Here is a 12,588-nt window from a genome sequence, read left to right as displayed (position 1 = left end):
GTCTTTCAAATATAAAAAAACCGGGCAGAGCCCGGTAAAAGTGCTTGGTGCTGTTCGGGGTGATCGAACAGTACAACGGAAGCCTTGCAGGGACATGCAAGACAGATTGTCGGTAGGGTTTAAAACCAGACCGACAAAACTTTAAGTCGTCATTTGTATGACGGAATCGGTTTAGACTGTTAACAGCTTATGTAGTTAATAACAGGTATCCACCGATCATAGCGATGATAGAGCCGCCTATACGGGTCAGCGCAGGCAGTTGCTGACGCAGGTTTTGGCAGCTCAACATACCGGTAAAATACAGAACTGCTGAGCTACTCATAAATCCTGCTATAAACAGTAGTATGGAGCCTGTGGCGCCTAAACCGTGCGCCTGACCGTGAGCCAGAGCAAATATGGCAGTTATGGCAATGGCGATGCCCGTTGGCAGTCGTACCGCTACCGTGAGCAGTAGGCCACTAATGAGTACAGAGAGTGCGATGGTGCTTTCTATCATGGGCAAAACAATGCCTGACAGTGCAAGCCCGAATCCGGCTAGCAGAAACAGGAACAGACTCAGTGTCACTTTGATTTGAGCGCTTTTAGTTTGCCATGCTGCCCAGCCACCGATCGCCAGCATGGCCAGCAGGTGGTCCATTCCAGTCAGGGGGTGCAGGAAGCCGGCCAGAGTGCTGCTGGTTAAAGCATCACCGGTATGTGCAAAAGCCGGTGTTGATGCCAGCAGCGCTGCAGCTGTAATCGTAGAAATCATAGGGCTGAATTTCATCGGTACTACCTTTGTTGTTCTGTTTGTTGAAAGATGACTTATGAATCAGTCAAACGAATACAGCTGTCTGATACATATCCAATACCTTTCTAATAGACGTAGCAAAACCGGGGCCAGATTAAACGATTCGTGATACCCGGGTGACAGGCCCCGTTGTTATCGTTGTTGTTCAAATAATCGGGGCTCTACTATCCTTTGTTGTTAAGGTCTAACTGGAAAGCAGCTTTCCAGTTCGCCGAATAAATAGTCAGAAAAATGGCCGATGAAGGGGACTGTGTTTTTAAGACATCTCATACTGAGTGCTCTTTATGACTTCAGTCATATAAAACAGGTAATAATATCTATGCTGCAACTGCGAAATGTAGAAATATTAGACTAACGTAGTAATATTAGAGCCTGTTAATTTGCCTTGTTGGCCAGTGGAGTATTTCTCTTGAGTACAAAGTATCTCAAACGTTTTTTTAAACCCAAATCCATTGTGGTGTTCGGTGCCTCTGAAAAAGAGAACAGTATGGGGGGGATTCTGCTGCAGAATCTGCTCGAAGGAGGCTATCAGGGTAAATTAGCGGTGGTTAATAAGCGCGGTTATGACTCTGTTTTTGGGGTGCCTTGTTACAAGAGTATGGCACAGCTGCCTGAGATGCCGGAACTGGCCATTATCTGTTCGCCACCGGAGAGTGTTGCCGAGCTGGTGCGAAAGCTGGGCGCGCATATGGTTAAAGCTGCGATGATACTGACCGGCGGTTTGTCCCGCTCCAGTGAGGAACGTGGTAACTGCCTGCGTGATGATATACGTGAGGCTGCCAAACCCTACGGTATTCGTATTCTGGGCCCTGATTGCATGGGGATGCTGGTGCCGGGCCATAATATGAATGCCAGCTATTCACACGTCAATATTAAGAAAGGCAAAGTCAGTTATATCGGCCAGTCAGGGTTGCTGGGCACAGCGATGATCGATTGGGCGAATGGTCAGGAGATCGGTTTCTCTCATTTCCTTACGCTGGGGGAAGGTGTGGATTTGGATCTGCCGTCGATTATTGACTATTTGGCACAGGATCCATACACCCAGTCAATATTGATTCAGATGGATCAACTGAAAGGCTCATCACGGGATCTGTTAAGTGCATTACGCGCTGCATCACGTAATAAACTGGTACTGGTATTAAAGTCAGACATTATCTTTGATGAAGATAAGGAACACTTGCTGGCTCCGGGTATAAAAGATGAAGATATGGTGTATGACGCTGCCTTACGCCGGGCGGGCGTGGTGCGGGTTGAAACGATCGATCAGCTGTATAACGCGCTGGAAACACTGACGCGTATGAAGCCTATGCGTGGGGAACGGCTGGCACTGGTCTGTAATGGTATGGGTCCGAATGCTCTGGCTACTGATCAGTTACTGCGTAGTGGGGGGGAGCTGTCTGAGCTGACAGATGAGACTATCGAGGCGCTAAGGCAGGTATTACCCGATCACTGGAATCTAAAAAATCCAATCGATCTGCATGCTGATGCAACACCTGAGCGTTTTGCAAAAGTTACCCAGATACTGACTAAAGATAAAAATGTTGATGCGGTGCTGGTTACCCATGCGCCAACCCGAATGGCACCTGGTTTGGCCACCGCTGAAGAGATTATTAAAGTCGTACGTAATACCCCTCGAAATATACTGACCTGCTGGATGGGACGTAGTACGGCGATTGAATGTCGAAATCGCTTTAATGCTTCCGGAGTTACCACCTTTATCACGCCGGAAGAGGCTGTTGATGCCTTCATGCACATGGTCGATTTTCGTCGCAATCAGGAAGTGATGAAGCAGACTCCGGCCCCTTTCATTGACCAGAATGAACAAAATCATATCCGGGCCAAAAAACTGATTGCTGATGCGATGGCTGAAGGGCGTGATTACCTTACCCATAACGAGGCCTGTGATCTGCTCGATCAGTATGATATTCCGGTTTCAAATACCCACTATGCGACCGATGTCGATGGGGTGGTGAAAATTGCACAAAAGCTGGGGGGAGCCGTCGCGGTAAAAGCGATGCATCCGGAGAATGTTTATCCGTTTAATTACGATAATAAGGGCCAGCTACGCTGGAAAGACCTGGCGTTGGATCTGTTTTCTGCCTCTGAAGTTAATCAGGCGGTGACGCAACTGGCCTACCGGGTTCAGGAACGTTTTCCTTTGGGTGATCTGCATGGCTTCTGTGTTCAGCAGATGAAACGGGGCTTTCAGTCACTGCAGATCAATATGGGAATCACCCGTGATCCGGTGTTTGGTCCGATTCTGTTATTTGGTAGCGGTGGATATACCGTGGATGTTCTCGCTGATCGTCAGGTAATGTTACCGCCGCTGAACCTGAGTCTGGCAGAGCAGCTGATTAAAAACTCCCATGTGTACTCTGTTCTTAAAGAAAACAGTGAACAGCTAGAAAGGGATCTTGAGCAGTTAAGTACACTGTTGATTAAGCTTTCGCAGATGGTGGTTGAGCTACCTAACCTGAAAGGGCTGGAAATTAATCCTTTGCTGATTAATCGCCGTGGTGTACTCGCTGTCGATGTCTCAGTTTCTCTTGGTGAAGCATCTCAGCTGGCTATTTCTCCTTATCCGGAATATCTGGCTGAAGAGATCAAATTACGTCGTTCAGGCCGGCCGGGTATCGTGCGGGCTATTCGGGGTGAAGATGAACCGAATCATCTGGAGTTCTATAACCAGTTGAGCCCGGAATCGATTCGCCTACGCTATTTCTATAGTCGGGGTATTCCAACCCATCAGGAGTTGGCGAACTGGACTCAGATTGATTACGACCGTGAGATGGCCTTCATTGTTACCTCGCCACGGTTGGAAGGTAAAGGCTGGGAAACCCTTGGCGTCGTACGGGCGGTAACCGATGCCGATAATGTTAGGGCGGAATTCTCAGTTGTCATCCGGGATGATCTACAGGGTGAAGGTCTGGGTGTGGTATTGATGCAGAAGGCGATTGATTATTGCAAAGCCAGAGGCACATTAATGTTAATGGGATCTACCCTGACCTCTAATAAGGGGATGCAGGGCCTGGCCCTTAAGCTGGGCTTTAAGAACCACTACAACATGGAAGAAGATGTGATTGAGATGGAGATGATGCTGAATCAGCCGACAGAAGACTGGCAGAATTATCGTCTACAGCACTGATTTGTATTAATGATCTGCTTCTAAAAAAGGGCTATTTAGCCCTTTTTTAATACCTCTTAATAGTTTTAGATTTTGTTTTTGTGCTCCTTTACTATGCAGTATGAGTTAACAGGGAGCCTGGCGATGGCGAGTTTAAAAATGAAACAGGGGATAGTGCTAACCTCTAGCACAATCTCTTTTACCGTATGTTTTATGATCTGGATGATGTTTGCTGTCATCGGGATTCCAATCAAAGAACAGCTGGGACTTAATGAAACACAGTTCGGTTTACTGGCGGCAACGCCGGTACTGACCGGTTCACTGACGCGTTTGCCGCTGGGGTTGCTAGCGGATAAGTTTGGCGGACGCATTGTTCTGTTCCTGTTGATGCTGTCTACCGTAATACCTATCTACTGCCTCTCGTTAGCGACTGAATTCTGGCATTTTATCGTGCTAGGCCTGTTTGTAGGTCTGGCGGGTGGCTCATTTTCCGTGGGTATCGCCTATGTGGCTAAATGGTTTGAGAAAAAGAACCAGGGTTTTGCCATGGGTATTTTTGGTGCAGGTAATGCAGGTTCAGCTCTGACTAAACTGATAGCACCATCCATCGTCGTTGCCTTTGGCTGGCAGATGGTACCGACAACCTACGCTGTCATAATGTTGATAACGGCTATCTTATTCTGGTTCTTCAGCTATGAAGATAAGTCCCATCGAGTCTCTTCCGATGTGACCTTTGCTGATCAGTTGAAAGTTCTGAAAGACCCACAAGTGTGGCGCTATTGTCAGTACTACTCATTTGTTTTTGGCGGTTACGTGGCGTTGGCATTATGGATGACCAAATATTATATCGGTGAATATGGCTTTGATCTGAAAACCGCAGCATTACTGGCGGCCTGCTTTTCACTTCCGGGTGGTGTGTTACGGGCATTAGGTGGTTGGTTCTCAGATAAATATGGTGCGCATTCGGTTACCTGGTGGGTGATGTGGGTGTGCTGGATCTGCCTGTTCCTGATGTCCTATCCGCAAACCGAGTTCACTATTAAAACCATAGAAGGGCCGAAAACCTTCGATATCGCGTTGAGCCCGACCATGTTTACGGTGTTGTTGTTTATCGTGGGTGTGGCAATGGCCTTCGGTAAAGCATCAGTCTACAAATATATCGCAGATGATTATCCGGATAACATGGGGGCCGTATCCGGTATTGTTGGACTGGCGGGAGGCCTGGGTGGCTTTGTATTGCCAATAATGTTTGGTGCGTTACTTGATCTGACTGCGGTGCGCTCTTCCGCCTTCATGCTGATGTTTGGCGTTACCTGGGTGTCGCTGATCTGGATGTACGTTATTGAAGTCAGAAAAACACCGATTATGGGGCCGGGAACCGGTTAATCATCTGTCAACTACTGAATAGTAGAGTCAATTAAGGCTAGAAAAAATGGATTTAAAAAGGGCTTATTATTAAGCCCTTTTTTATGTCGATAATTGCAAATGAGCAAGGGGGAGGTAAAGGATTCAGTACTTATCTAAGTCAAAGAATGCTTTAAATCCCATGCAGCTAGCAGCAACCCTCTGATAATAATTATATTGGGCTGATTTCCTCAATCGTTTAGTCAGAGCTGTGTAATAGCCAGGTTATATTATCTAAGGTTTTGACTTGTAAAGAAAAAATTGATAAAAGTATTGTCCCGAAGAGAAAACCACTAACGCAAACGGTTTAGCGACGGGGAAGGCTAAAGTTAAGCCATAGGAAGCTGTACGCTCCCAACAAAAATTTAGGGATTAAATTGTCTATGGATCAGACATCAACCGCTATGGATAGTGGCCTCTTTTCGCTTGTAACTATCTTGCGCGTGCAAGGTATGCCAGCCGAACCTGAACAACTTCAACATCAATTTGCAAAGCCCGGCCAACCACTTGGTTCGCAGGAGCTTCTTCGTGCGGCTAAAAAACTGGGTCTTAAAGCCCGTCAACTTGAAACGTCGTTCAGCCGTCTTAATAATGCCAGCCTGCCGGCGATTGGTATCGATAATGATGGTGAGTTTTTTGTTTTGGCACGGGTATCCAGCCATGAGGCTGGAACCGAAAAGAGCGCTGATGCGGATAAAGTGCTTATTTTACGGGCGGGAGCTTCTCAGCCAGTCGCCATGTCCCGGTCCGAGCTAGAATCAATCTGGAGTGGTCAGCTCATCTTAGTGACCAAACGGGGAGGGTTGCTGGATAGCTTTAAAGAATTTGATCTTAGTTGGTTTATTCCTTCGCTGGTTAAATACCGAAAGTTATTTGGTGAAGTCTTACTGATATCTTTCTTTCTGCAGCTATTTGCACTGGTTACTCCGCTATTTTTTCAGGTAGTCATGGATAAAGTGCTGGTACATAAGGGGTTTACGACCCTGGATGTGCTGGCATTCGGTTTTGTGGTGGTGGCACTGTTTGACGCGGTGTTGGGTGGCCTGCGAACCTATATTTTTGCCCATACAACCAATCGGGTGGATGTAGAGCTAGGGGCTAAATTATTCAACCACCTTGTTTCCCTGCCGCTGGCGTATTTTGAATCGCGTCAGGTCGGCCAGAGTGTTGCCCGGGTGCGGGAGCTGGAAACGATACGTAATTTTATAACGGGTTCAGCGTTAACCCTGGTGATTGATCTGTTGTTCACCTTCGTATTTTTTGCGGTGCTCTGGTTTTATAGCCCGACACTAACGCTGATTGTGCTAGGGACGTTGCCATTCTATATAGCGCTGTCGGTTTATATTACGCCGATACTGCGTCATCGACTGGATGAAAAGTTCAAACATGGAGCCGAGAATCAGGCGTTTCTGGTCGAAGCGGTAACCGGGATTGAAACCCTCAAAGCGATGTCCGTTGAGCCTCAAATGCAACGGAAATGGGAAAATCAATTATCCAGTTACGTAACTGCATCATTCCGGGCCAATAACCTGAACAACGTTGCTAATCAGATAGCCGGTTTTGTGAATAAAATAACCACGCTGCTGATTATCTGGTGGGGTGCACATCTGGTTATCGATGGCTCTTTATCAGTCGGTCAGTTGGTTGCCTTTAATATGATTGCCGGCAGGGTATCAGGCCCGATTCTAAAGCTGGTTCAACTTTGGCAGGATTTTCAGCAAGCAGGCATCTCCGTTAAGCGTCTGGGTGATATTCTGAATACCCCAAAAGAGCCGGGTTATAACCCTAATCGCAGTACGCTGCCCGAACTAAAAGGGCGGGTCAGTTTTGAAAATACCAGTTTTCGCTATCGCCCGGACGGACCGCAGATTCTAAACAACGTATCACTGGATATAAAACCTGGTGAAGTGATAGGCATCGTGGGTAGATCAGGCTCAGGTAAAAGTACACTGACTAAGCTGGTTCAGCGAATGTATGTCCCCGAAAGTGGCCGGGTAATGGTTGATGGCGTTGATCTGGCGATGGTTGATACCGCATGGCTACGCCGTAATATCGGTGTTGTTCTGCAAGAGAACTTTCTCTTCAACCGTTCAATTAGAGAAAATATCGCACTGGCTAATCCAGGTTTGCCGATGGACGCGGTAGTCCATGCTGCAAAATTGGCAGGCGCCCATGAATTTATTCTTGAACTGCCAGAAGGCTATGACAACCCTGTCGGAGAACATGGATGTAACTTGTCCGGCGGTCAGCGGCAGCGAATAGCGATAGCCCGGGCGTTGATTACCGATCCCCGTGTACTTATTTTTGATGAAGCAACCAGTGCTCTGGATTATGAATCAGAGCGCATAATCCAGAATAATATGACCTCTATTTGTCGAAACCGAACCGTGTTCATCATCGCTCACCGCCTTTCAACTGTGCGTCAGTGTGACCGGATTGTTGTGGTAGATAAAGGCCAGATTGTTGAATCGGGGACCCATGATCAGTTACTGGCAATGAAAGGTTATTACTCAACTCTGCATGGTTATCAGTCTGGAGTACCGGCGATTCGAAAAGAAGCTGCGCATAGCCACCAATAACCGGTTACATCTGAAAAGAGAAGAGAATAAGGATGTTCAAAAAACTCATTCATGCATGGCAATCCCGGTCAACACTGGGAGATGAAAAGCTGCAAACTCAGGAACTTGATTTTCTACCAGCGGCATTAGAAATTCAGGAGAGGCCTCCCCACCCACTGGGCCGTATAACGTCCTGGCTACTGATCATACTATTTACGATTGCCGTTATTTGGGCCTGTTTTGGTCAGGTTAATATTGTGGCAACGGCGGAGGGTAAGATCGTTCCATATGGCCAGGTAAAACAGATTCAGCCCTACGAAAGAGGCGTTGTGGCGGAAATTCTGGTAACTGAAGGTCAGCTGGTAAAACAAGGCGATCCACTTATTGTGCTTGATCGCACCCAGACGGGTGCTGATCTGCACCGTATGACTCAGGAGGTGCATCAGAATCGCTTGAATGCTGAGCGTACACGCTATTTTGTGGAGCTACTTAATCAGCAGTTTAAAGCTGATGCTATCCCCCAGGTGAATTGGCCTGCGCGCATTACTAAAGCTGAAAGGGCGACACAAACCTCATTGCTAAAACAGCAAGTAGCTGTTTTTCGTGCTGAAATGTACCGCCTGGATCAGCGCATACTGGATAAAGACGCAGAACGAAATATGAATAAAGCGGTGATCAGTAAGCTGCAATCAACGCTGCCATTAATTAGTCAACGGGTTGATGCTGTCAGCTCACTAATGGCGAAAAAAATGGCGGCCCGGGTCCAGTATCTGGAACTGGAGCAGGAGCGGGTTGAACAAAAACATGACTTAGTGTCTGCCAAGGCACGAGCTGCTCAGTTGGCGGCGCAACTGGAAGAGTTACGCCAACAACAGCACTCACTTCTGGCACAAACCCGCAGCGATAATTTACAACAGTTGATCGAATATGATCGTCAATTCGCTTCTATGTCAGAAGAGTTAAATAAAGCGCGCGACCTGAACCATAAACAGGTACTACATGCACCGGTTAATGGTGTAGTTCAGGAACTAGCGGTACACACCATTGGTGGTGTCGTTACCCCCGCGCAGGAGTTAATGAAGATAATTCCCGAAAACCAGCAGCTGATGGTTGAAGCCTGGTTGGAAAATAAAGATATCGGCTTCGTTCACCAGGGGCAGAACTCGGAAATAAAGATACACACTTTTCCCTTTACTAAATACGGAATCATCGACGCACAGGTCGACAATGTCTCCAGCGATGCCGTTGCGGATGAACAGCGAGGGCTGATATACAAAACACGCCTGTTAATGGATAAGAAATCGCTTTGGGTGGATGGTCGGGAGGTCGATTTAGTGCCCGGCATGAGCGTCACCGCTGAAATGAAAACCGGAAAACGCTATCTGATCGAGTTTATCCTGACACCACTGCTTCGATATAAGAATGAGAGTGTGAGGGAGAGGTGATGAGTAATTTTCTTCTATTTCTGACAATGGCTTTTTTTGTCGCTTCGATGGTCTTTGTTAAAAAAAGATTTACAAATTCTGTATTGAAAATGGGATCGTTAATACTGCTTTCATTTTCAATTATGTATTGGTGGAGGCTAAATGTTTCTATTGAAAGTAAGTTCTATGAAGAAGGGTGCTTTTTTGAATTTGATCAAGGTAAGCGAGGAGGTGTAAATGTTTTACATAAAGGACAAATTCAACATTATCAATTAAATACACCAAATGATTTTTTGTTTGATGAGGCTTATGAGGGTGACTGCTTTATAGTCGAATACTATATGTTTACAGGTCTCAGGTATTTATATTCTATAAAATTAATTATGGATGATTAATTTATGAGTGCAAAAACTAAGCAAGCTAAAATAATTAAAGATGCACTGGTAAGTGCTGTTGAAAGCCCAGTGAGTGCAGCTCAGGTAATTGATGATGTTACTGGTGATGGGGATCGAATCGATATAGCTATTGGTGTTATAGATACAGCTGAATCTGCCTTAAGTGGAGTGGGAAAAACAGTACCTGGAGCTGGTACTGCTATCAGTACAGTTTCTTTGGGTAACAATCTTAAAAAAGCCGATAATCAACTGAAAAGTCAACAACATATCAATCATGAAACACTACTTTCTATTGAATCGGATTTGTCTGCCTTGGTCGCATCAGCAGCTGGGGCAATTGCCCTTGCTGTAACTGGCACTGCTGCCGTTGCCATTGCATTGGGCGTTGCTGTTGTAGCGACAGCAACAAGTGTTGTCTTAGCTGTAGGTTCTGTGATTGCAAGTGATGAAAAACCAGTAGGTTTTCAAGAATCTATTTCAAATACTATAGCGGCTGCTTTAGGGCTTGTTAACGAAATAGCGGAAGTAACAGGCCAGGCTTACGATGGTTTGATTGATATTTTTAGTGAACTTGCTAGTGATGAGGTATCCGTAGATTTTGCCCAGCTTTTTCCAGAGTGGGTAAAAATATATGAACAGTTGGTGAATTGGAATAATGGAGAAGATTTTAACTGGAATGATTGGGGTTTTGATCACGACCCTTCCGCTTCATTCCCAATAGCCTCCGCCAAAGGCTCCCCAATCGCTATTGACCTTGATGGCGATGGTATCGAAACCCTTTCCAAAACCGGCAACGTATTCTTCGATCACGATAAAAATGGTATGGCTGAGCGCAGCGGTTGGATAGCTGCTGATGATGGCTTACTGGTGCTGGACCGCAATGCCGATGGGCAAATAAATAACGGCGGTGAGCTATTCGGTAATAATACTGAACTGGCTGACGGCACCCTTGCAGCCAATGGCTACGAAGCACTTAAAGCACTGGATGATAACGGTGATGGTGTCATCGACAGTAACGACGCGAGCTTTGCCGATCTGCGTATTTGGCAGGATCTGAACGGCGATGGGCTGAGCCAGACCGATGAGCTGCTAACCCTGGAACAGGCCGGTATCGCTTCCCTCAATACCGACTATCAGAATAGTAACAGCGATGATGGTTATGGCAATATCACCCGCCAGACCTCCACCGCTACCATGGCCGATGGCTCAACTGCAGATACCGCCGATATCTGGTTCGCTGTTAATAAAACCCGTACCGTTGAACAGGATTTGCTGGAACTCTCAGATGAGGTGGCAGCGCTACCCGATGCTGTAGCTTTCGGTAATGTCCGCAGCTTGCGTCAGGCGATGGTCCGGGATGAGGAGCTGACCCAACTGGTACAGCAGTTTACCGATAGCGATTCTGAAGGCGAACGCCTGGGACTGATGGATGCGCTGATCTGGCGTTGGGCCGGTGTTGATGATGTTGATCCCCGCAGCCGGGATGAGTTCGGTACTTTCTATCTGGACGGCCGCAAAGTCGCCGCTTTGGAGCAGCTAATTGGTCAACAATACATCAACCGCTTTGGCGGTAATTACGTACAGGGTCCACAGGCCGCCGGGGTTTTAGGGGCAGAATATAATCGTGTAAAAAGCTATATCTATGCCCAGCTACAGAGCCAGACTCTCTATGCCGAGGCGTTTGATCAGATCGGGCTGGCCTATAATTTCGATACCGACCAGTTCGAGCCGGACCTCAGTGACTTCAAGCAATATCTTCTTGATGGCCTTGAGCAGGGTAGCCTGTCCGAAACCGATGCTATAAAGATCTTTAATACCTTCAACGGTGTGGCAAGCTACTCAACCCTACTGCAAACTTCGTTGAATACCCTGAAGGGGGATGCCGAGCTAGGCGCCTATGTTAACACCCGTGCCATTATCGGTACCGATATCGCGGATCAGCTGAGTGGCTCATCCCAGGACGACTTTATCGCTGGCGGTCAAGGGGATGATAGTCTTAATGGCGGGGCTGGTAACGATACCTATCTGTTTGAGCGAGGGGACGGCAGTGATAATCTTTTTGATACAGCCGGCAGTGATCAGATCAGCTTTGCTGAGGGCATTCTGCCTGAACATATTCAACTAAGCCGCACCCAGACCTCACTGATCATTACCATTAATGATCCAGCAAATCCCGAGCAGAACGATCGCATTGAAATCCAGCACTACTTCGATTTCGATGGCAATACCTCAGCAAACGCGATTGAGCAGCTACTGTTTAAAGATGGTCAGCCTATCACCCTGAGTAACCTAGTTACTGAACAGATATCCAATCAGGCAACGGTAGGTGATGACTATCTTTATGGAGATGCTACTGGCAATGAGCTAAGCGGCTTAACCGGTAACGATACACTCTACGGTGGTGCAGGTGATGATACCTACCGCTTTAATATCGGAGATGGCAAAGATGTAATCTCCGATACCGCCGGTGCTGATCAGATCATCTTCGGCGCAGGTATCACCCAGGATAATATCCGTTTTACCCGTACCGATGCCGATCTGATCCTTACACTGATTGATGAATCGAAAACTCCAACAGGGGATGAGATCCGAATTAAAGGTGCTGTTGGACAGAGTGTCTATGCAATTGAATCAGTACTGTTTAGTGATCAAACAACCCTGACATTCGCGGAAATGATGCAACGCTCAGCTACGCTGCATGGCACCGATCAGGATGATCAGCTAACAGGCATACGCCTTAATGATGAGATCTATGGTTATGCTGGTAATGATACCCTGAACGGCAAAGGCGGCAACGATCTGTTGGATGGTGGCGCCGGCGATGACACCTTGATCGGCACATCCGGGCGTAATACCCTGCGCGGCGGTGCAGGTAATGATGTACTGAATGCCA

At 47.0% G+C, this 12,588-nt stretch carries 7 protein-coding genes; 6 read left to right on the top strand and 1 reads right to left on the bottom strand.

Going from position 1 to position 12,588, the window contains the following annotated elements; translation table 11 throughout:
• Positions 1-187: 187 nt before the first annotated feature.
• The gene (locus EHS89_RS19925) at positions 188-766 is read right to left on the bottom strand and encodes a HupE/UreJ family protein (RefSeq protein ID WP_124927933.1); all 579 of its coding nucleotides are present in this window, start codon (positions 764-766) and stop codon (positions 188-190) included.
• A gap of 433 nt (positions 767-1,199) precedes the next feature.
• Between EHS89_RS19925 and EHS89_RS19920 the strand changes: the two genes are divergently transcribed.
• The 6 genes from EHS89_RS19920 to EHS89_RS19895 all read left to right on the top strand — a co-directional run.
• Positions 1,200-3,935 (top strand): bifunctional acetate--CoA ligase family protein/GNAT family N-acetyltransferase, encoded by a 2,736-nt coding sequence (locus EHS89_RS19920; RefSeq protein WP_124927932.1) that lies wholly within the window; start codon positions 1,200-1,202, stop codon positions 3,933-3,935.
• Positions 3,936-4,058: 123 nt separating this feature from the next.
• Positions 4,059-5,300: an MFS transporter gene (locus EHS89_RS19915; RefSeq protein WP_124927931.1), complete on the top strand. Its 1,242-nt coding sequence runs from the start codon at positions 4,059-4,061 to the stop codon at positions 5,298-5,300.
• A gap of 401 nt (positions 5,301-5,701) precedes the next feature.
• Complete coding sequence (locus tag EHS89_RS19910) at positions 5,702-7,897, top strand: type I secretion system permease/ATPase (RefSeq protein ID WP_170167556.1); 2,196 nt, start codon at positions 5,702-5,704, stop codon at positions 7,895-7,897.
• Positions 7,898-7,929: 32 nt separating this feature from the next.
• The gene (locus tag EHS89_RS19905) at positions 7,930-9,321 is read left to right on the top strand and encodes an HlyD family type I secretion periplasmic adaptor subunit (RefSeq protein WP_124927930.1); all 1,392 of its coding nucleotides are present in this window, start codon (positions 7,930-7,932) and stop codon (positions 9,319-9,321) included.
• Entirely contained in the window at positions 9,321-9,695 is a 375-nt protein-coding gene (locus EHS89_RS19900) for a hypothetical protein (protein ID WP_124927929.1), read from the top strand. The genes EHS89_RS19905 and EHS89_RS19900 overlap by 1 nt, the downstream gene beginning before the upstream one ends.
• 3 nt (positions 9,696-9,698) lie before the next feature.
• A partial coding sequence (locus EHS89_RS19895) for a calcium-binding protein (RefSeq protein ID WP_148091907.1) occupies positions 9,699-12,588 on the top strand: 2,890 nt, incomplete at its 3' end.

It is taken from the genome of Amphritea balenae (assembly GCF_003858655.1).
GTDB lineage: Bacteria > Pseudomonadota > Gammaproteobacteria > Pseudomonadales > Balneatricaceae > Amphritea > Amphritea balenae.
The sequence above is the reverse complement of the archived record's forward strand: the minus strand, read 5'-3'. Positions and strand labels throughout refer to the sequence as shown.

Coding starts and splice junctions, on each gene's coding strand:
- EHS89_RS19910 (WP_170167556.1), top strand. CDS start 5,702: ATGGATCAGACATCAACCGCTATGGATAGTGGCCTCTTTTCGCTTGTA.
- EHS89_RS19900 (WP_124927929.1), top strand. CDS start 9,321: ATGAGTAATTTTCTTCTATTTCTGACAATGGCTTTTTTTGTCGCTTCG.
- EHS89_RS19925 (WP_124927933.1), bottom strand. CDS start 766: ATGAAATTCAGCCCTATGATTTCTACGATTACAGCTGCAGCGCTGCTG.
- EHS89_RS19905 (WP_124927930.1), top strand. CDS start 7,930: ATGTTCAAAAAACTCATTCATGCATGGCAATCCCGGTCAACACTGGGA.
- EHS89_RS19915 (WP_124927931.1), top strand. CDS start 4,059: ATGGCGAGTTTAAAAATGAAACAGGGGATAGTGCTAACCTCTAGCACA.